At 35.4% G+C, this 21,304-nt stretch carries 21 protein-coding genes; 7 read left to right on the top strand and 14 right to left on the bottom strand.

The genetic code is table 11. The features are described from left to right. Positions 1-3: 3 nt before the first annotated feature. The 9 genes from DDD_RS00110 to mnmA form a co-directional block, all read right to left on the bottom strand. Positions 4-1,053: a sensor histidine kinase gene (locus DDD_RS00110; protein ID WP_015360647.1), complete on the bottom strand. Its 1,050-nt coding sequence runs from the start codon at positions 1,051-1,053 to the stop codon at positions 4-6. Continuing rightward, positions 1,054-2,184 (bottom strand): FIST signal transduction protein, encoded by a 1,131-nt coding sequence (locus DDD_RS00115; RefSeq protein WP_015360648.1) that lies wholly within the window; start codon positions 2,182-2,184, stop codon positions 1,054-1,056. Between the two features lie 4 nt (positions 2,185-2,188). Continuing rightward, positions 2,189-4,165, bottom strand: a complete 1,977-nt coding sequence (locus DDD_RS00120) for a PAS domain-containing sensor histidine kinase (RefSeq protein WP_015360649.1) — start codon at positions 4,163-4,165, stop codon at positions 2,189-2,191. Then, complete coding sequence (locus DDD_RS00125) at positions 4,158-4,700, bottom strand: heme NO-binding domain-containing protein (RefSeq protein WP_015360650.1); 543 nt, start codon at positions 4,698-4,700, stop codon at positions 4,158-4,160. Before DDD_RS00125 ends, DDD_RS00120 begins: the two co-directional genes overlap by 8 nt. Continuing rightward, positions 4,700-5,116 carry a response regulator gene (locus DDD_RS00130; RefSeq protein ID WP_015360651.1) on the bottom strand — a complete coding sequence of 139 codons (417 nt, stop codon included), beginning with the start codon at positions 5,114-5,116 and terminating at the stop codon, positions 4,700-4,702. Before DDD_RS00130 ends, DDD_RS00125 begins: the two co-directional genes overlap by 1 nt. A 127-nt stretch (positions 5,117-5,243) precedes the next feature. Then, on the bottom strand, positions 5,244-5,873 hold the full coding sequence (trhA, locus tag DDD_RS00135; RefSeq protein WP_015360652.1) for a PAQR family membrane homeostasis protein TrhA: 630 nt from the start codon (positions 5,871-5,873) through the stop codon (positions 5,244-5,246). Next, the gene (locus DDD_RS00140) at positions 5,866-6,822 is read right to left on the bottom strand and encodes an NAD(P)H-dependent flavin oxidoreductase (protein WP_015360653.1); all 957 of its coding nucleotides are present in this window, start codon (positions 6,820-6,822) and stop codon (positions 5,866-5,868) included. The genes trhA and DDD_RS00140 overlap by 8 nt, the downstream gene beginning before the upstream one ends. Before the next feature lie 203 nt (positions 6,823-7,025). After that, on the bottom strand, positions 7,026-8,606 hold the full coding sequence (locus tag DDD_RS00145) for a S8 family serine peptidase (protein ID WP_041566802.1): 1,581 nt from the start codon (positions 8,604-8,606) through the stop codon (positions 7,026-7,028). A gap of 296 nt (positions 8,607-8,902) precedes the next feature. Then, on the bottom strand, positions 8,903-10,099 hold the full coding sequence (gene mnmA, locus DDD_RS00150; protein WP_015360655.1) for a tRNA 2-thiouridine(34) synthase MnmA: 1,197 nt from the start codon (positions 10,097-10,099) through the stop codon (positions 8,903-8,905). Positions 10,100-10,271: 172 nt separating this feature from the next. On the opposite strand from mnmA, the gene DDD_RS00155 reads away from it, so the two are divergent. The 4 genes from DDD_RS00155 to DDD_RS00170 all read left to right on the top strand — a co-directional run bounded on the left by DDD_RS00155 (position 10,272) and on the right by DDD_RS00170 (position 13,494). Beyond that, positions 10,272-11,240, top strand: coding sequence for a fasciclin domain-containing protein (locus DDD_RS00155; protein WP_015360656.1), 969 nt, complete (start codon positions 10,272-10,274; stop codon positions 11,238-11,240). Positions 11,241-11,448: 208 nt separating this feature from the next. Then, entirely contained in the window at positions 11,449-12,435 is a 987-nt protein-coding gene (locus DDD_RS00160) for a fasciclin domain-containing protein (protein WP_015360657.1), read from the top strand. Between the two features lie 109 nt (positions 12,436-12,544). Continuing rightward, positions 12,545-13,012, top strand: a complete 468-nt coding sequence (locus DDD_RS00165) for a transcription elongation factor (protein ID WP_015360658.1) — start codon at positions 12,545-12,547, stop codon at positions 13,010-13,012. A 5-nt stretch (positions 13,013-13,017) separates the two neighbouring features. Beyond that, a complete protein-coding gene (locus tag DDD_RS00170; protein ID WP_146250806.1) occupies positions 13,018-13,494 on the top strand; it encodes a hypothetical protein in 477 nt (158 codons plus the stop codon). On the opposite strand, the gene DDD_RS00175 is transcribed toward DDD_RS00170, so the two are convergent. From DDD_RS00175 to DDD_RS00185, 3 genes are all read right to left on the bottom strand, one after another. Then, a complete protein-coding gene (locus DDD_RS00175) occupies positions 13,495-14,475 on the bottom strand; it encodes a TonB-dependent receptor (protein ID WP_015360660.1) in 981 nt (326 codons plus the stop codon). A gap of 137 nt (positions 14,476-14,612) precedes the next feature. Continuing rightward, positions 14,613-14,969, bottom strand: a complete 357-nt coding sequence (locus DDD_RS00180; RefSeq protein ID WP_015360661.1) for a hypothetical protein — start codon at positions 14,967-14,969, stop codon at positions 14,613-14,615. 131 nt (positions 14,970-15,100) lie between these two features. Further along, on the bottom strand, positions 15,101-15,583 hold the full coding sequence (locus DDD_RS00185) for a hypothetical protein (RefSeq protein WP_015360662.1): 483 nt from the start codon (positions 15,581-15,583) through the stop codon (positions 15,101-15,103). A 188-nt stretch (positions 15,584-15,771) separates the two neighbouring features. Between DDD_RS00185 and rluF the strand changes: the two genes are divergently transcribed. The 3 genes from rluF (at position 15,772) to DDD_RS00200 (ending at position 18,437) form a co-directional block, all read left to right on the top strand. Then, a complete protein-coding gene (gene rluF / locus DDD_RS00190; RefSeq protein ID WP_015360663.1) occupies positions 15,772-16,503 on the top strand; it encodes a 23S rRNA pseudouridine(2604) synthase RluF in 732 nt (243 codons plus the stop codon). A 77-nt stretch (positions 16,504-16,580) separates the two neighbouring features. Further along, entirely contained in the window at positions 16,581-17,957 is a 1,377-nt protein-coding gene (locus tag DDD_RS00195) for a serine hydrolase domain-containing protein (RefSeq protein ID WP_015360664.1), read from the top strand. An 18-nt stretch (positions 17,958-17,975) separates the two neighbouring features. Next, positions 17,976-18,437, top strand: coding sequence for a DinB family protein (locus DDD_RS00200; RefSeq protein ID WP_015360665.1), 462 nt, complete (start codon positions 17,976-17,978; stop codon positions 18,435-18,437). Positions 18,438-18,491: 54 nt separating this feature from the next. Here the strand turns inward: DDD_RS00200 and DDD_RS00205 are convergent, their stop codons facing one another. Continuing rightward, a complete protein-coding gene (locus tag DDD_RS00205; protein WP_015360666.1) occupies positions 18,492-19,958 on the bottom strand; it encodes a TolC family protein in 1,467 nt (488 codons plus the stop codon). Beyond that, on the bottom strand, positions 19,945-21,303 hold the full coding sequence (locus DDD_RS00210; protein ID WP_015360667.1) for an HlyD family secretion protein: 1,359 nt from the start codon (positions 21,301-21,303) through the stop codon (positions 19,945-19,947). Before DDD_RS00210 ends, DDD_RS00205 begins: the two co-directional genes overlap by 14 nt. Between the last annotated feature and the right edge of the window lies 1 nt (position 21,304).

A 21,304-nucleotide genomic window follows, 5' to 3' on the forward strand; every position in this document is an offset into this window, starting at 1 on the left:
GAACTAGGATTTAGGTAATGTAAAAAATATGGAAGTTCCAACGCCAGGAAGACTTTCAATCCAAATTTCTCCTTTATAAAACATGATAATTTTCTTTACAATGGAGAGTCCGATTCCTGTACTGCTAGAGTCGTTCTCAAGTTTTTGAAAAACTTGAAAAATTTTATCAAAATAAGCAGGTTCAATGCCTTTACCATTATCTTTTATTTCAAACTGATACTTTGATTCTAGATCTCTTGATATAATATCAATGCGGCCATTAGGTTTATCCATATTTTTGACTGCGTTGTCTATTAGGTTTTGAAAAACCTGTTGCAATTTGACTGGATCTCCTTTAATGGTAGGAAGTAAATGCACTACTATTTTTACATGATCCGGTATGTGAAGTAATTTTATATTTTCACGAACCAATGTGTTTAAATCTAGCTCATGCTCTGTTCTTATCTCCTTATCTATCGAAGAATATTCTAAAATCCCAGAAATTAAGGAATCCATTTTTTCCAAATGTGAGACGATTAAGGACAAATGCGTTTTACCTTCATCACCTAGAACTTCTTCATAATCCTCTTTGATCCAACTCACCAGAGCCTCTATACTTCTTAATGGCGATTTCAAGTCATGTGAAACAATATGAGCATAATCATTAAGCTCCTGATTTTGAAGAGCTAGTTCTTCTAGCAGCTTTTCTTGATCTTTGTTTACTTTAATCAATTGCTCTGCCTGCTCACTTATATAGTTAGCTAAGTTTTTCTTATCGGTAAGCTTGATTTCAGTGCCGCCTTTCTTATTATTTTCAAACGGCTTTACTGCATTAATAACCGATTGTAATTTGAGTAACAAATAACGTTGTTGTTTAGTCTCTTCTCTCAGAGCTTTATTTGCCTCAAAAAGTTCATCTGAGCTTATTTTCATAGCCCTTTGCGTCATTTTAAACTGATCATCAAGATTATCATAAGACGCAGAAACCGCTTTAAAAAAAGAATGCATGTCTTCTCGATCTTTAAGATCGTCTGGAAAATACTTGCGGATTTGCCTCTTTAAAAGTGGATTCATTTATTCACTTATTAAAGTTATAGTCATGGTCTGATTGTGTAATTTACAACTGCGTTCTCCATAAAAAGGAGCTATTTCTCCATAAGAATACATTCCAGCAATTATCGTTTCATTTCCTATTATGCCTCTTACTTCTTCTATTTCTTCTTCAATTCTCTGATCTAGAACTAATTTACGTCCTATACAACTTATAAGTAAGGCCAGATGTGGTGGCTCTATACGTCCTTCCATTGCTCTTATGGCTGCAGTTTCTGAAGCCGCCGCGATACTATCCATGTTTGTCATCATAAGTTGCACAGTAGAATTAACAGGCACATCGCCTGCAAGAATCATAGCATTTTTTTCTTCGTCTATATTTAGAATTGTGCGAACAAAGGATTGTTTATTCTCCTGACTCTTAACATTTAAAGGATATATCAAAGCAGATCCTGGTAGTTCCTTTGCTTTATCACCTAAGTATGTTTTGTACAAATCTAAAGCTGGTTTTCCATCAATTTCGTATAATATATTACCATCTGATTTTGTTACTAATCTTTCAGGACCAAAAGGCGTCCAGCCACCGTAAATAGAAAAAGAAGCTTCTAAACTTTCTCCATAAAATCCTATAACAATGATCTCTCCTTCCTTAGGCGTTTCATTGAATGAAGCTAAAGTTTTCTCAAAACGATCATCATCTCCACATAATCCTCCAGTTATAAGAACCTTAGGAAGGTGTTCTTGCATTCCTTTGGTCAAATCTGAGCCATTTACAAAACTTCCTTCAGAAATTACAAATACGTGTTTCAATCCCTCTTGAGTTAGCTGTTTTACAGCTTCTCGACCTGCTTTCTCACTATCTTCTTTTGTATCGTGTACATTATATCGTTGTACTTCATAAGTAGCTCGTTCAAATTCTATTGCAGTAACTGTTATATGTTTATCATTTACTGAACTGCCAACTAGTTCACCACAAGAAGATCCAAAAACCAAATTCCCTTCTGGAAACATACCTCGAACCTCATTAAAAAGACTCTCATCTTCTAATAAAAAACGGTTACCAAAGATCAATACTAAAGGAGTATTTAGATGTTGTTTCTTTCCTAAGTAGTGCCATTCTCCACCTGCTCGTTTTTGTAGCTGTACTGTCTTCATCTCTTTATTTTTCTATGGTAAAATAAAACGTTGTTCCTTCTCCTACTTTACTATCTAACCAGATTTTACCATTATATAAATCAACAATCTTTTTGACGATTGATAGACCTATACCTGTAGAGTTCTCTCTTTTATTTAATGATTGAAATATTTGAAATATTTTATCATGGTACTCCTTATCGATTCCAATACCATTGTCCCTTACAGAGAATTTGTATTCATTCAAATTTTCTTCAAAATTAACCTCGATAATTCCTTGTTCTTTATCGCAATAGGAAATAGCATTGCTTATCAAGTTTTGAAATAATTGTTGAATTTTTACTCGATCTACTTTTAAAGTGGGTAATGTTTTTTTTACGTTAAAATCAATGTGTTCTGGAAAATGAAGTAAGGTTACGATATCATCCATTACCTTATTTAAATCAACTTCAGAAACAGTTTCCTTGTTACTTATTATGCTAGAATATTCTAAAACATCAGAGATGAGCTGCTCCATTTTTTCTAAGGTCGCGTCTATCATTTTAAAATTCTCTAAAGTTTCGGAAGATAATTTACCTTCATTGTCATCCTTTATCCAGCTCATTAACGCACTTATACTGCGCAAAGGGGATTTTAAATCATGAGAAACTACATGTGCATATTCTTGCAACTCTTCGTTACTATTCTCAAGTTTTTTCAGCAGATTTTCCTTTTGAAGCTCGAGACTTTTAAGTTGAGTAATATCTAAGTGGATTCCGATGGAACCAATTACCTGACCGTTAATACTATAATTAGGTGCCCCACTAATAAGCCAATATTTAATTGAACCGTCCTTGGCTTTGATCTTTACTTCATAGGAGTTTGACAATCCCTCTATACGTTTGCTATTTTCTTTTTCTAATATTTTAAGGTCATCCTTTACTAGTAGAACATCCTTACCTCTGCGACCTATTAACTCCTCGCTAGAATATCCAGACATTTGTTCTAGACTCTGGTTGACCATAATAATGTTGTCCTCATTATCCACCTCAATGAGACCCAAGTTCATGTTTGCGATAATGTTGCTATATTTTTGACGCTCTGCTTCAATACTTTCACGGTATTTTCTCCTGAGAGTCACATCTCGATAAGTCCACAAATGACCACGGTATTCATCGTTTTCATAAATAGGAATGAAATCGCGTTCTAACACTCTACCGTCAACTAAGTAAAGTTCATCTGATAAAACTTGTTTTTTTTCATCGGTCAAATGGTTAATTCTTTCTACAAATTCTTCAGGGTTCTTGAAAAGACTTTTGCTTTGCTCAGCTGCATTTGCACAATTAACACCTACCATTTGTTCAGGTGAAACAGGAATTTTAAAAAATTGACAAAATCTTTGATTAGTAACTACCACGTTACGATTTTCATCTTCTAATAGAACTGCACTATGAAGATGGCTGATAAGGGTAGAAAGTCTGTTTTGAGATTCAAGCAATAGCTTCTGAGCGGCATTTTCTTCTGTGATATCTCTGACTATACCTTGTGCTGCAACTGGCTGATTCTTGCCATTAAAAATAATACTGGCATTGATATGAACAAGCCTTACCGCGCCACTAGCTACTTTTATTTTGACTTGAAAATCTGTTATTGACCCATTTTCAGAAAACTCTTTAAAACTGGTAAGAACTTTAACTTGTTCCTCAGGTAGGACGAGAGAAAATAAATTCAACTTTGTATCTGTGGAATAACCTAATAAATCTTGTGCGGCATTGTTCATCCTTATGACAACACCGTTTAGATCCATTACTACATAAGCGTCTACTATGTTCCCAAAAACACCTTTAAGCTCAGATGTTTTAGTTAGTAATAACTCTTCTAATTTTTCATTGGAAACCTTTAACTCTTGAGATTTTAAATAGAGTTCTTTAGATTTTTCTTCAAGTATACGTTCGGCTTCTTTCCTTGCAGCTTTCTCTCGCGCAAGTGCTCGTTCGTAAATTTTGATTTTATCATTATCCATGTGTGGCAATACTGAATTTTACCTCCGTACCGTTTTCCTTAATATTTTCTACTAAAATAGTTGCATTAGTATTGAAATATTCAAAAGTCTTATTCATAAGCCCTTTTCCAAAAGAAGACATGGCTCTACTAGATTTATAGATCATTACTAATGTAGTATCTGTTTTATCTACTACAGTGAAACTCGGTAACTCTGCGTCCGGATAGATTTTACGTACTTCTACATGAATATGATTTTCGATGGAAGATATCATTTCTATAGGATCTTTGTATTGAGTTAAAAAGGAGGAGTAACTTCTCTCTACGACACTAAAAAAATGCTCGCCGTAAAGGAGCAGCAGATCCTCAATCGCTATTCCTGTTTCTTTGTTTAAATTAGTAAGTAAACTTAACATTTCAGAAAAACTGTAAGTTCCTACCGCTGTATAAGAGCCATTAGATGGTAGATTAGAATTATTGATTATGGTATCTACCATTTCAAAACCGAATTTATCTTCTACTAAATCTAAAAACTCTGTAAAGACTATTCCTTTCATTATGCTTTTATTAATTCATTCATCGACCAATAGTCTAAAGTAACCTTTATTTTATTAACGTAATCCTCATATTTAAGGGGCTTTATTATATAGCCTGCTACACCTGTGGAGTAACATGCAAGCACATCTCTACGGTTATTTGAAGTAGTTAAAATGATCGTTGGGATATATTTCAACACTTCATCTTCTTTCAAAATTTTAAGAAACTCTAGCCCATTAATTTTGGGCATATTCAGGTCTAAAAAGATGACATCTGGTATAATATGATCTTGTTTAAGGATTTTTAAGGCCTCTTCTCCATTCTTAGCTTCTATGAGATCGTGATTTAATTCAAGCTTAACAATAGCGCGCTTCAGTTTCATAACTTCGATCGCATCGTCTTCAATAAGTAATACTTTTAACTTGACATTTTTCACACTAATAGCTTTTAAAACTATCAAATATGATTAATAATTCATTACTTTATTTAAAATGTTAGTCGAATGACGCGTTTAGTGTCGATGGATAACCTTTAAGTGTCGACGAATGGAAATTTGGTGTTGATCAAACTACTACGTACCAGACCATCGCAGCATGACTAATACTGCCGCCTAAAACGAACAAGTGCCAGATCACATGATTAAAATAAAGTTTGTTCCAGACGTAAAAAACAATTCCTACAGTAAAAAAAATTCCACCTGCAATAAGCAAATTCATTTGCAATTCTGTGAAAGCAGCGATAAGATTAGTCAAATCAAAAACGATCAACCATCCCATCACTAGATAAAGGATACTTGAAAAAGCTTCAAATTTCCCTGTGAAAAATAATTTCCAAATAATTCCAAATACAGCAATACCCCAAACTGCGGCAAGTATATACCAACCACTACTTTGTTCTAGGGTTATTAAACATATAGGCGTATAAGTTCCTGCTATCGAACCGTAAATAGAAATATGATCAAGTTTGCGCAACTTAAACTTTAAGGTGCCTTCTTTTGCCCTATGATAAGTAGTAGACGCACAATAAAGAATTAATTGAGATAAACAGTAGACTACTAAACCTACTATCATGTAATCCTTAGATAAATCTGCATTAATAAATAGTGCAATAGATATGGCAGCAAATAGCAAGAATCCTAATCCATGTGTAATTACGTTCCACGTCTCCTCTACGACTGTTTGCGCTCTAGCCATGTAACGAAAGGTTAAATAACTCTATTCTTGCCAGTTCGAATTCTTTCACCATATCTTCGACAACTTGTGCCGCAGGAATAATATCATCAATTAATCCAGAAACCTGACCTATTTCTAGTTCGCCATCGTTTAAATCTCCTTCAAACATACCTTTTTTGGCTCTTGCTCTTCCCAATAAAGTTTTTAGGTCTTCTGGTGAAGGTGCTGTCCTATATAACTCTTGAACTTGATCCCAAAATTTATTACGCAGCATTCTTACTGGTGCAAGTTCTTTTAAAGTCAAATGAGTTGCACCTTCTCCAGCCTCGATAACAGCCTTTTTAAAGTTAATATGACTACTTGCTTCGTTAGTTGCCACAAAACGGCTTCCTACTTGCACACCATCTGCTCCGAGAGTCATAGCGGCTAGCATAGCACGACCAGTTGCAATTCCTCCAGCCGCTATTAATGGGATATCAATTGCTTTTGCTACCTGAGGGATTAAAGTCAATGTAGTTGATTCTTCTCTACCGTTATGTCCACCAGCTTCAAAACCTTCAGCGACCACAGCATCTACTCCAGCCTCTTGTGATTTTACTGCAAATTTTACAGAGCTCACTACATGCACAACCGTAATTCCTGCTTCTTTTAATCTTTTAGTATAAGTTTTAGGGTTTCCCGCACTGGTAAAGACAATAGGAACTTTTTCTTCTATTATGATTTGAAGTATCTCCTCCAGATCAGTATACAATAATGGTACGTTCACTCCGTAAGGTTTATCTGTTCCAGCTTTGGTTTTCTGAATATGTTCTCTCAACACCTCTGGATACATAGATCCTGCTCCTATTAAACCTAAGCCACCAGCATTACTTACTGCGGTCACTAATTTACGACCACTTGCCCAAATCATTCCTCCTTGAATGATTGGATATTTGATGTTAAAAAGTTCGGTGATTTTATTTTGAGGCATTTTTAAGCTTTTTTACTTTGTGCAAATTTAAGTAAGAATAGATAGGTAAAAGCATCGAGTCAAACCCTTTTCGTTAGCAGCAAAGAGACTTAAACTTTTCCCCTTCGGTTGAAGAGAATCTTTTTTTACTGAGAATGACTTGAAATTCAGTGTGATTTTTGAAACCCTTGATCATTGGTTAGGTCGAATTCCTGGGATTAGTATTATCGAATCACCAATTTATGACTATCCTCACTTTGATCAACTCTAAAAAAATACAATCCGTTAGAGACTTGATTAAGGTCGATAAAGCCTTCTTGTGTTGTAGCTTGTTCTAAAACCAATTGTCCTTGCAGGTTAAAGAGCTGGAAAGATGTTAGGTTTTCGCCTTGAGCGGTATTAAAATACAAGATTTTATCTTTTACATGATAATTGAAATGGGCTGTAGAATAATTATTAAAACTTAAGGTTTGTTGAGCTGCTCCAAAATCTGGTATACCATAACCCAAAAGATTATCTGGCGTGGTAAATTGTTGCGCACTAGCGCGAACAGCGTCTATAATTTCTTGTGGGGTAAGATTAGGAAAAGCCTGCATTAAACAAGCGATCGCACCAGTAATAGTAGGCGCGCTAAAACTCGTACCACTGCTACTGACCAGATTTCCAGATTCATCTATAGTTGCAGATGCACTGCCTTGCGCAGCTATATCAGGACGTATCCGGCCATCAAAGGTTGGGCCGATACTAGAAAAATTAGATTTCACCTCATTTGCAGTCACAGATCCTATGGAAAACGCTCCAAAAGCATCGGCTGGAGCGGCGTTGTATGGATGTGTAGCGCTGTTTCCAGAATTTCCTGCGCTGGTAACAACCAGCATTCCTTTTTCAAAAGCAACATTTGTCCCTTGCGAGATAAAGGCTGTTGTACCGTTCATGTCTTGATAGCTGAGACTTTCGGCAGCGTTATCAAAACCTAAGTAACCTAAAGAAACATTGATCACATCTACTCCAAGAGAGTCGGCGCGCTCTGCAGCCTGGACCCAATAAGACATTTCGGCTGGTGTTTCTTGTGATGCTTCTTCTGTACGAAATAAGTAATAACGTGCGTCTGGTGCCGTACCTTCAAAGTTACCAGGATCATTACCTGCCATAACGCTCAATACTCGTGATCCATGAAAGTGATCTTCATAAATAGTTGCGTCACGATCTACAAAATCCCAGCCACCAGCAATACCATTATTATTGCGCAATTGGGCAAAACCTGTATTCACATCTACATTAGGAAAACCAGAGTCAGTGACTGCTATGAGCATTCCTGAACCAGTATTACCGGTGTTATGTAAGTCATCAATACCTATCATTTCTATTTGATTTCTAGCTGTCCCATATGCAAGCGGTGTGGTCACCATATTTGCAAACTTATCCTCATTACTTATGGAAGAACTTTTAGTAGGATCTGTAAAATCAATAGTTGAAACAAAAGGTAAACTGGCTAGGGCATTAATATCTGCTGGTGAACCGACTACATGAACACAATTGAACCACTTAGATTGCGCCTTATACGTAATTCCTGGTTGCGTTTTTATTTGTGCGATATAAGACTGATTCATAGGCATGTCCCGATCGTCGATTGGGATGTTGTGCCTTGCTTTGCGGTCTATAGCTCTTTGGGTAAGTATGGTTTGTAAGTTAGTTAATGAAGCTGCCGTATTAGGTTTATCATTAAAAAATACTAATGCATGAAAATCTTGGGCGTGAGAGGTAACAAAACGTAAAATAAATAATATCAACACTAGCTTTTTCATGACCACTAATTTACGTTTTATCTATCACAAAAATATTGGACTGTTCTCAACCTTTTTTAAAATATCGTTATTCATTTATTTAGGCATTCGTAAAACCCTTTTGGTTGCTCTATCGGCTGTGCCGAAATCGTCGCCAACCTGTTTTCCCTTTTGAAAAGGGAAATGCTTTTATCTGTCTTAAAATCGAAGTTTGAGTTCTAAGTAAATTTGTAATTCGAATTCAAATTACAATTCGAGTTCGAGTTCGAGTTCAAGTTCGAATTCAAATTCAAATTCGAATTCGAATTCAGATTCTATTAACTTATCACTCCGCTACCTAAACACTCATTTTCTTGATACCAAGCTACAAATTGTCCAGGAGAAATGGCGCTTTGCTCGTTATCAAAAATAACGTACAATCCATTTTCTGCTCGATGTAGCGTTGCTTTTTCAAGCGTCTGACGGTAACGTATGCGCGCCATTACTTCCATCGTTTCACCTTCTGCTATTTCCAGATCTTCTCTAATCCAGTGCATTTCATCTGCGGTTACAAAAAGTCCTCGACGGTATAAGCCAGGATGTTGTTTTCCTTGCCCCACGTAAATAGTGTTCGTAAGTACATCAGTTTCTATCACAAAAAGTGGCTCAGGTGTTCCTCCTACGGCGAGTCCTTTGCGCTGTCCACGAGTAAAATAATGTGCTCCTTGATGCTGCCCAACTACCTTTCCTTCTGTGGGATGGTATTTCCGCTTTCGCGAAAGCGAGACCAATTCATTCTCATCTCCCATTTCTTCCACTGGAACTAATTCCAACATTTTCTCACGACTAGTTTGTGCGTCTATCTCTACGATATCGCCAGCCTTATGTTGTAATTGCTGTTGTAAAAAATCTGGTAAACGTACTTTACCTATAAAGCACAATCCTTGAGAATCTTTTTTACCAGCGGTAATCAAGTTCTGTGCAGCGGCAATTTCTCTTACTTGAGGCTTTTGAAGATGGCCAATTGGGAAAAGGGTTTTGGCAAGCTGTTTTTGCGATACCTGACATAAAAAATAACTTTGATCTTTATTAGCGTCTGCGCCACCGATTAAATGGTGAACTTCTTGACCGTTTTCTACTGTTGTAGTTTTCTGGCAATAATGTCCTGTTGCGACAAAGTCTGCTCCTAGTTCAAGGGCAATATCCATAAAGACATCAAACTTGATCTCCCGATTACAAAGTACATCTGGATTAGGTGTGCGGCCACGAGCGTACTCGTCAAACATATAATCTACAATACGTTTTTTATATTGATCGCTCAAATCTACCGTCTGAAAAGGAATCCCTAACTTATCTGCGACGAGCATTGCATCGTTAGAGTCTTCTAACCATGGACATTCATCACTTATGGTAACGGTATCATCATGCCAGTTTTTCATAAACAGACCGATCACCTCATGACCTTGCTCTTTTAATAAATATGCGGCAACGCTAGAGTCTACGCCGCCAGAAAGTCCTACTACTACTTTTGCCATATTGCAAAAATACAATAAGCACTCCCGATAATTTTTTTCATAACGTTAGATTTTTCTTATTGTAAAAAGTAATCTAACTATGAAAGAGTCTATTCTATTGATTTGAGCTTATTTTAAACAATTTAAACAGTTTGTTTTCGTTATTTTGCAAGCTGAAAAAGATTAGCAATTAATGAAAATATTAAAAAAATACTCCTTTACTCTTCTGATTTTATTATTAGCCATAACTTCATGCGAAGATGCCGATGATAATGATAACAGAATCGATCCGAATAACTCTGCTTACGATTTAACTGTAAGCAATTCTGATTTAAGTCTTTTTAATGAGGCTCTAATACGCACTAGTCTGGACGCAACTTTAGATAATCAAGGAATTTATACCGTTTTTGCTCCTAACAATGCTGCTTTTATGCAGTTTTTAAGTACCAACGGTTTTGCAGATGTAGCTGCTGTGCCAGTAGACCAGCTTAGAGCTGTATTGCTTTATCATGTCATTACTACAAGATTGGAAACTGATGTTCTTACCAATGGATATTTAAAAACACTTGCTAAGGATGAAGAAATAGAATCCTTAGATCTTTATATCGAAGCTTCTTCACCTATCTTAATTAACGGTAACGCAACAGCTTTACAAGAAGATATTAATGTAACCAATGGTGTAGTTCATATTATAGATGAGGTACTTGATTTACCTACTATAACTACTTTAATTAATGCAAATCCAGATTTTAGCAATCTGGCTAGTGGTTTGGCTGCTAACGGATTAGACTCCACCTTGTCGAGCGATATAGGGACTATGCAAGCTCCTTTTACTGTTTTTGCGCCTGACAATGAAGGTTTTCAAGCATTAGTAGATTTAGACACTATGGATAGTATCGATACTGTTCAAGACATTTTAGATTTGACTAATTTGTCTGATATTTTATTGTATCATGTTTTAGGAAATGATCGTTTGAGAGCAGGAGAAATAAGCAATGGATTGAGTGTAAATACTATTATAGGAAATCCTTTTGTTATCGATACGATGACTGGAATTCAATTCACAGATGGCTCAATGACTATCGCAAACATCACCTCTACTGATGTCACTGCTATTAACGGTATCATTCATACGATAGATATCGTTATACGTCCTATGTAAATTATTAAATCAAACTACAAATTATTAAACAAGAATCTTTTTTTAAAGGTGCTTGTTTTTTATTTAATATTTTGTTTGACCTTTTAAACAATTCTAAATCAATGCGCTAAAATAATGTCATTTTCACATTTTGTTTAATCATTTTAACAATAAGTTAGACATAACACTTAAGAACCTGTTGTTACTTTGATGAAACTAAAAAATCAAAATGATGAAAAAATTAATGAAATTCCCCACGTATTTGTTTTTAGCTTTCTTAGGCTTAGCAGTAATTTCTTGTGAAGATGACGATGATGGAGTTGTAGATCCAGGTAATTCTGCTTACGATCTTACTAAAAGCAACCCTAACTTTTCAACCCTAGGACTTGCCATAGAACGAGCTGGTTTAGTAGATGTGTTAGATGGAAATGGAACTTTTACTGTTTTTGCGCCTACTAATGATGCATTTAATGAGTTCCTAATTGATAACAACTTTGCAACTTTAAATGATGTACCTGTAGACGCTTTACGTACGACACTTTTGTATCACGTGTTAGGAACCTCTGTTAGAAGTGCCCAACTAGCTGATGGTTATGTAAAAACATCTGCTACAAATGCAAATGGTAATGCATATGACGCCTACATTACGGCAGGTTTAGATCCTTCCATTAATGATGCAACTCTTGACTTGTCTCTGATTGATATAAACGTAGATAATGGAATTGTACACGTTATTGATGAAGTGTTAACCTTACCGACCATTGCTGACCTTGCTGTGTACAACCCAAATTTATCTAGTCTTGTTGCAGCTTTGAGTCAAGAAGAATTAGTATCTGTGGTAGATAATGAAAATGCTGCGCTTACTGTTTTTGCACCATTGAATTCTTCATTTGATGCCTTGATTACTGAAGACCCATTAAATGCTGGATGGACTGACCTCAACGATATTCTAGCATTGGGAGATGCAGGAGCATCTGCAACAAGTACATTAGATGGTGTACTAACTTATCACGTTTTAACTACTGGTGCTGTTCGTGCAGGGACAATTACAGATGGATTAATGCCTACTACGGCACAAGGTAGTATGTTCACTATAAACACTACTAACAATGTTACTATTACTGATGCTAATAGTAGAGTAATTACTGTTGTTGCTACAGATATCACAGCAACAAATGGAGTAATTCATGCTATAGGAAACGTATTATTGCCATAATTTGATCATGAAATTATTGATTAACCTCTTATTTCAATTTGAGATAAGAGGTTTTTTAATGCCTTAAATTTCTCAATAAGTTTATATTTACTCACAGATCAATTTATTTATGAATGACAATGACTATCTCAAATTCAAAATTGAGATAAATACCTATTGCTTATCTATTTTAAGCGATCGCTTGAACACTATTAAAAAGAATCTAGATTCTTTAATGGATGCAAAACGCAACGAGACCAAAAGCAGTGCTGGCGATAAGTATGAAACTGGTCGAGCGATGATTCAAAATGAGGAAGAATTATTTAAAAGACAAGGCGCAGAAACTCGTAAAATATTAGATCAAATATTGCGTATAGATCCTGATAAAATATGCAGTAAAGTAGAACCTGGAGCGTTGGTACTATTACCTTCTGGTCACTTTTATATAGGAGCAGGAATGGGTAAAATGCATGTTGCAGGTAAGGATTGTTTTGCCATAAGTCTCTCTTCGCCTATGGGACAAGCTCTCAAAGGTAAAACCGCTGGTTCAACATTTCAATTTCAGGATAAAGAAATCGTAATATTGAACATTTACTAATCAAATTGAAAGAAAACTCAAAGATGATCGAGCGTTTAAAAAATCAACTGAACGAAATAGAATCCTTTATTCACAAAGGAGATATTCATAAAGAAAAAATCTCTCAAAAAGGAACCTACTGGCATATCGATCATAGCTTAAAAGTGCTAGAAGGAATACCAGAAGTACTTAAAAACTCTAATCCTCAAGATTACAAACCAAAATTCTCTTTTATTAAGTTCATGATCATGAACACAGGCTACATGCCTAGAGGTAAAGGTCGCGCACCTAAACAAGTCATCCCAGAAGGTGAACTCTCTAAAAAAGAACTCTTATTGAAGTTTGAAAAAGTGAAGACAAATATTGAAAGTTTAAAAACATTAGAAAAGGATAAAACTTTTAAGCACCCATTATTTGGATGGCTCAATCTCAATGACACCGTAAAGTTTATGGGGATTCATACGCATCATCATATCAAAATCATAAGAGATATTTTGAAATGATCATTCACTTAATTTATTGTAAAATAAATAAACGCCATCTTTAGCTTTATTTCCATAAAGTTGTATTGCAAGCTTCTCAACTATGAATTTAAAGCTCATACCAGCAAAGTTGATTTCGGTCTTTTTACCTTTATAAAATCTATTTAACTTTCTAAAAGGTACTTTCTGTCCATTTACAAAAACTAATGGTTTAGGTTCATAAGCAGAATAAAAGGCACCGCCCAAATAAAAGACTTCGTGTTCTGCAAGAAGTTCCTGTTGATCTAAGAGCTGTTTTCTTGAAATAATTATATCATTTGATTGAAAACTATGACTGTAGTTATAACCATCTTCCTCGGTAGATTCGCTTACACCTTGAAAAGTGTAAGAAAGGAGATTATTTTCTTGAATTAAATTCTCTGGCACGTTTAACGTATAATTACCTTCTTTATCTGTATAAGTAGAAATATAATCAGTTAATCCATAAAAAGTGACCTTTACTTTCGCTAGCTTTTTATTAGTTTGTTTAGACTTTACCGCTCCTTTAATCTTTAAATTTATAATGGGTGCATTTTGAAGCTTTTGTTCTGCGACAGTGCCTGGCTTTTTAATTTTGTTATCCTTGTTACCAGTATTGCTTTTTATATCTTCCACATAACTATTAAAGGTCGGAGAATACGCTTTTGTACTTTCTTGGGCATTTCCCAAAGCAACCGCACCTATACTAGCCGCGATCATTAATTTAGTTGCTGTTTTAGAATAATTAATTGAAATTAAATCCTTTTCTTTATGAAATACAGGTTGTACCAGCTGGTTTGAAGACATTTTACCGCAAGTATTCTTATTCTTTTTCAGATAATCAAGAATTTCATTTGTAGATTTATTTGTAAAGTCTATTACACTTTTTGTGCAAGACTTACAAAATCTGCCTTTGTGATCTGGTAGCATGTCGCTCCAGTTTTCATTACACTCGTTTTCAAATTTGAGATGGTAAGTTTTCATAACGTTTTAAATTTATAAAATAAAAATAAAACAGAATCGGCTCGTTCAAAATTATGAATGAGTAAAACCTACTTTTCATTTAGTGAAATCATTATTCTGACTCCATTCAAGTTAGTACCTGATAAATAAGTGGAAATTTACTCCTCTTCGTCCTTGACTTTTGGAACAAAAAGTGACGCTCGTTCTAACAGTTTCTCAGAAACTTTAAAATTTGCGCTAAATAAATAAGAAGCATCTTCTCGTGCATGCTGAAAGTATGCTGTTTTTGCCCAGCGCAAATCAGTTGCTTTTTTCAAGAACTTTTCATGAGATAAAATGTGTGCAACCTCATCATTTTTCCAAACTAAAATTTTAAAAATTCCTATCCCGTTTTGAGCACATCTTTCAATGACGGTTTTGAAATCCTCGGATGGAAACAAAAATACTTGATCCTCTTTTTGAGTGTAATTAAGATCTTTAAAAACTAGTTTTGTGAAAAATTCTTCAATTTCCATTATGCATATTTTAGAGCGGCAAAGGTACTTCTATCTTAATGGATTTTTACCTTATATGTAATTAAGATTAAGATGGTTTTTATTCCGCTTTCGCGAAAGCGGAACTATTTCAAATAAAGCTTTTCAAAATATCAATTTCCTGAGGAAGAATTAGCGTCAAATTGTGCTTTTACGTGAGGTTTATTCAAATCTAAAAGGGTAAATATCCCAAGTATAATACCTAAAACCCCAGTAATACAATTGATAATAGCAATAGCAAAGACAAAATTATAATTGCGTCGCTCTCTCAAATATTTACTGGCGAGTATAGTGAGAATGCCTAAAACAACTGTGATTACAAATCCAAATCCTCCTATAATAATTATAAAAGTACCTGGGTTAAATGGCATGTCTGATTGATTATCTATGGGAGCAAACATTAATGCCGACCCTACAAAAATGTATAATAGAAAAAACAAGGATAAAAGGATCGTGAGAATACCCTTTACCAGATGCAATGTTGCAAAAGTGTTGATGTTATCTGTAGGCATGTAGTTGTAATATTGCTGCTGGTATTGCTGTTGTTGTTGCTGCTGCTGAGCAGATTGTTGATTTTGGTGGTCTGAGCTTTCCATAAGGCTTGCGTTTCTTTATAGGTAGCTTTATAGACATCTTTGTTACAATCAACAACAAATTGAAATTAAAATTACTAACTCTTATAAACTTAAAACTTCTACCAGAATTACAAAGTCTACTGTCAAAACAAATTGCTAATCAATAAATGTGATGATACAAATAGACCTCAAAATCCTACCTTTGCAACATGTCAGAAACTACAGGAATACGCATTAATAAATATCTGAGTGAACAAGGTTTTTGCTCAAGGCGCGCCGCAGATAAACTTATAGAGCAAGAACGTGTTACCATCAATGGCAAAGTGCCGCAAATGGGTACTAAAGTGATGCCTAAAGATGAAGTAGCTGTGGATGGCGAACTTATCTCAAAAAAGAAAGAGAAGCCAGTTTATCTGGCGTTTAATAAGCCAGTAGGAATTGTTTGTACAACCGATACTCGCGTAGAAAAGGACAATATCATTGATTTTATTAATTATCCTACACGCATATTTCCTATCGGGAGACTAGATAAAATGAGTGAAGGACTTATATTTCTTACTAATGATGGAGACATAGTAAATAAAATATTGCGATCTCGTAATAATCATGGTAAAGAATATATAGTTACTGTAGACCGATCTATAGATGAGCGTTTTATTCAAAGAATGTCGTCTGGAATCCCAATACTTGATACGGTAACAAAGGAATGCGAAGTAGAGCAAATAGGTCGCAAAACATTTAGAATCGTTCTTACACAAGGGCTCAACAGACAAATACGTCGCATGTGCGAATATCTAGATTATCGCGTGACAAAACTTAAGCGTGTACGTATAATGAATGTGAAATTAGATATACCTCATGGAACGTATCGAGATTTAACCAAAGAAGAGCTTTCTGAGCTGGATAGATTGACGAGTAAGAGCGCTAAAACCCTTGACTAAGTGCTAATAAGAGTTAAAACATTAGAGAGGTATTTGTAACGTTTTTATATTTAGTACTTCTTATAAAATAAAAACTTATGAAAAAGATCTTCTTTTTTACATGCTTGCTGCTATCCATTAATTCTCATTCTCAAAATGAGAAAGCACAAAGAATAGATAGTTTGTTCACTGCGATGAATCAAAATAACGAGTTCAACGGTGTAGTACTTTTTGCAGAAGATGGAAAAGTGATTCACAAAAAAGCTTACGGTATTGCTGATTTTGGAACCAATTCACCTCTGACAACTGCATCTGTTTTTGATCTTGCTTCAGTTTCTAAGCAATTTACTGCTATGGGAATTGTTATTTTAATGGAACAAAGAAAACTAGCATTAGAAGATCCGATTTCAAAATATCTCCCAGAATTAGAGTTCTATCCTATCATTTCTATAGAAAATTTACTGACTCACACTTCAGGTTTGCCAGATTACATGGACTTGATGAATGAGCACTGGGATCATAGTAAAATTGCTACAAATAAAGATGTCATCGATATGATGGCACTTAAAAAGCCAGAGTTACTCTTTGAGCCAGATTCTGAATATGAATATTCTAACACAGGTTACCTACTTCTCGCAAGTATTATTGAGAAAGCGTCAGGAATGAGTTATGGTGATTTTTTATCTAAGCATATTTTTAGGCCTTTGGAAATGAACGCAACTGTTGTGAACAGACCGCGATTTGCTCCAAAAGAAATTCCTAACCTTACCAAAGGCCATGTAAATGGTACTGATGGCAATCCAGTCGTAATAGATAGTTATGGCACTGATCAAGTTTCTTACTTTCTTGATGGAATCGTAGGCGATGGAATGGTCAACTCTACGGTAGACGATTTATACAAATGGGATCGCGCATTGTATACAGACCAACTAGTTTCTCCTAGAAGTAAAGACAAAATCTTTACACCACACGTATTAAGCAATGGCAAATTGACCAATTATGGATATGGCTGGCAATTAAAAGATCATGAAAAATACGGTAAAACAATAGGTCACTCTGGCGCTTGGGCAGGTTACTTGACTTATATAGAAAGACATGTAGATAAAGATAAAACTTTCATCTTTTTACAAAACACCTCTTTAATGACTACTGGTAATCCAGTGCTCAACAGTCGTAAAATTTTATACAATGAACCTATTGAAATAATTGAATTTATTGAGAAAGAATATACTGTGAGCGAGTTAAAATCTTATACAGGTATTTATAAAAACGCAGCTATTGCCATGGATATCACTATCGCCATAGATGGTAATCAATTAACTGGACAAGCAACCGGGCAAGGAGCTTTTCCTTTAGATAGTTATGAAGATCATAAGTTCAAATTTGATCCCGCAGGAATTACTATCATCTTTAGTGATGATAAAAATTCTTTTAAAATTAAACAAGGAGGAAACATTACTTTGTTTAGTAAATAAAGTAAAAACGTTTCTAGTATGAAATCTCAAATCCTTGCTCAACGTTATGATGATGTAATTTTTAATGGAAAGCACATAGCTAATACAAATTATCATGCATTTCTTCAAGAGATTGATTATGAAACAGCAATTTCTCGGGATCTTCACGTTAACAGTATTGCGCAGTTAACCAGACACGTTCATTATTACATAAATGGAGTTGCCCAAGCGTTGCAAACCGGTCATTTAAAAATTAAAGATGCGCATAGCTTTGATTTTGAGCCAATACAAAATGAGACCGAATGGAATTATATAAAAAAGATATTTTTCAAAGATGCCTCAACTTTATCGAAGCTTATAAAAGAAACGCCTGAATTTAAACTAGCACTTCCATTTATAGATGAGAAATATGGCTCGTTAGAGAGAAATATCAATATGATGGTAGAACATTGTTATTATCATCTCGGACAGATGGTTCTTTTATCAAAAATCATTAATTAATTTCAAAACCTCCTAAATTCAGATGATCACATCTAGAAACCCTTAAAACAAAGACTATAAATTTTCTGGTACTAATGCCAGACTATTGAAAAGTCTTGCTTTGGAACTAAGCAACTTTACTCCTACTTCAAGTCTTTTAAGACTGGACTCAATTAATTTGTTTTCTCTAGAATTTATTAAAAAGAGTGAGCTGTCACCTAGGTCAAATTTACGTATCTCTGCATTGAGCATTTGTTGAGAGTCTTCTACAATTTCTTGAGTAATTTCATTTTGTAACGTGTAAGAATCAATTTCATTGAAAATTGCCTTCACCTTATTCTCAATAGCTAGTGAAGTAGCCAGAACATCGTATTCTGCATCTTGCAACTTGATTTCGGCTAGTTTAACGTCTCCTCTTTCTTTTCTAAGAAATAGCGGTGTAGAAAACTTTATCCCAGCTTTATAATCGTTAGAATTGTATGCACTAGCGTCATTCCAGTCAGGCGATATAAAATTATAATTTGCTTCTAACTTAGGCAGTAATTTATTTGCCTTTAACTGTCTTTCTACCTCAAGTTGATCCATTTTAAGCCGCAATGCCAAAATCTTTGGATGATTCTCTACTGTGAACAAATCAAGAGATTGCCCCATAATCTCTAGAGCTGCGTCAATTTGGGAGATCAAGTCTTCCTCTGGCACAACATTATCTTGCAACTCAACAGGGACACCATCGATCCAAAGGTAGTTGGAAAGCTCTAATCGCTTCTTGATAAAATCAATTTTAGCTTGCTCAAAACCTAGCAAACGTTTCTTTACAGCAATACGCGCCTCAACAGAATCAATCACTGCTTTATCTCCTACTTCTACACTTCTTTTTATAGCATTAAGTCTTATTTGAGAATTCTCAAGAATTTCAGAAAACAATTCTCTTTCCTGAGCAGCTTGCCACCATTCAAAGTACACCTGCGTAGCATCAAATAATACTGCGTTTACTAGCAAGTCCCGCTCTGACTGAGTTTGCTGTCTAAAAAGTTTTGCCTTTCTCAAGGTAGCCATACGATCGTTAATCCACAATCCTTGTCCTAACTGCACAGTAACTCCGGCACTGTATAAACCATCTTCTGGCACAGTTAATGAAGGGTCTAAAAAGGAACCTTCGTTGCGCTCTGCACCTGCCTTAAATTCTACTCCATACCATGTAGGTATCTTGAATGCACCTCGCAATTCATCGTAGTATTCTGTTCCTTTAAAATCTTTGCGGTCATAATCCACTTCGATTTTAGGGTCAAAACCTCCTCGAGCTTTCAGTAATTGCGCTTGTCCTTGATCGATAATAAGTCCAGCCTGTTTTACAACTGGATGGTGTTTTTTTACATAGCCTAGATATTCTTTTAGGCTCATTACAATCGTTGTATCCTGCAACACGTTTTGAGGAGTTTGTTGTGGCGTTTGCTTTCGCGAAAGCGGTACCGCAACCAGCTTCATTCCTACCATCAACATTAAGATCACAACCAAGTAAGAAACCTTGCTATTTCTTATCATTATTACCTTTTTTAGAAGTTTCTGGAGTGTAGTAATTAGGTGGGAAACCATTTAATTGACGCCATATTTCATACCAAATAGGAACATCTTCCAACAATGCTATGGTATAAGCACCAGAACCAGGTCGAAGAGCATCTGGCCATTTATTGTCTTCCTCATCTGGAGCAAGAAGAATTCGATATTTACCTTTTCCTTCAGTAATAAAAGTTTCTACCGCAATGACCTCAGCACCGTAAGTTCCATAAGAAGCGTTAGGCCATCCTGAAAAGATAATCGCTGGCCATCCATCAAATTGTACTCTTACTTTCTCACCAACATGAATCAATGGTAAATCGATAGGATCTACAAATGTCTCTACTGCAAGGTCATAATTGAGCGGCATGATATTAATGAGAGGTTCACCTTCTTTAAAGGTTTCTCCTTTACCTGCTTTAATGGCTTTGTTAAGATAACCATCTTGAGGAGCAGTTACAAAGTAAAGGTCATTCCTAATTTGATAATTAGTTCTATCGGTTTCTAATTTACTCACCTCAGCCTCAACACCTAACTGGCTGGATTGAGCTGTAAATTGATCGCTACGAGCTTTTTGAATTTTCTCAGCATATTCTTGTCTGATTCTATTCACCTCAATTTCTGCATTGATCAATTCATTTTTACTTTGTAAAAGCTTTTGCTCTTTTTCAGCTCTTTTTGCAAGTGTCGATTGTGCTTTTAAGCTTTTATCTTCTACTTCTGCCGGAGATTTGATTCCAAATTTAAGAAGGCTATCAGTTCGTACGTATTGTTTCTGAGCAATCAATTGATCATTTATAGCTGCGATTAAGGCTGTACTGTCCTGAATGATCTTCATTTCGGCTTGTTTGTACTTGTTTCTTGCCATGTCTAACTTAAGCTCTCTTTCCTGATTCAGCGCTCCTATTTGTCCATCTAAAGCTTTTATTTTTTCTCGATAAGACTGCACGCTAGCTGACTTTGCATCAATTTGTTGACCTGTACGAGCAACAATATTTGGATCCATATATTCACTTTTCACCTCGCTAATTCTTAGAATCGTATCGCCTAGTTTTACACGATCACCTTCTCTAACGTACCACTCTTCTATCTGGCCTGCAATAGGAGATTGCAAAGTGAGAGGTCTTTGTGCTGGTGTAAGCGTTGTTACAAAGCCTTTGCCGTTGATGTTTTGAGTCCATGGAAAGAACAAAAGTATGAAAGCAAAAATGGCAAAACCTCCTAAAAAACGATTAAACAACTTATAGTGCTTTCTTTTATGCACACGTCTACCTGCCTTAAAGTTATTTAAACTCAAGGAATCTACCATAGGGTTGTTAGAAATATTAAGCATA

The sequence above is a fragment of the Nonlabens dokdonensis DSW-6 genome, from assembly GCF_000332115.1.
Taxonomy (GTDB): Bacteria; Bacteroidota; Bacteroidia; order Flavobacteriales; family Flavobacteriaceae; genus Nonlabens; species Nonlabens dokdonensis.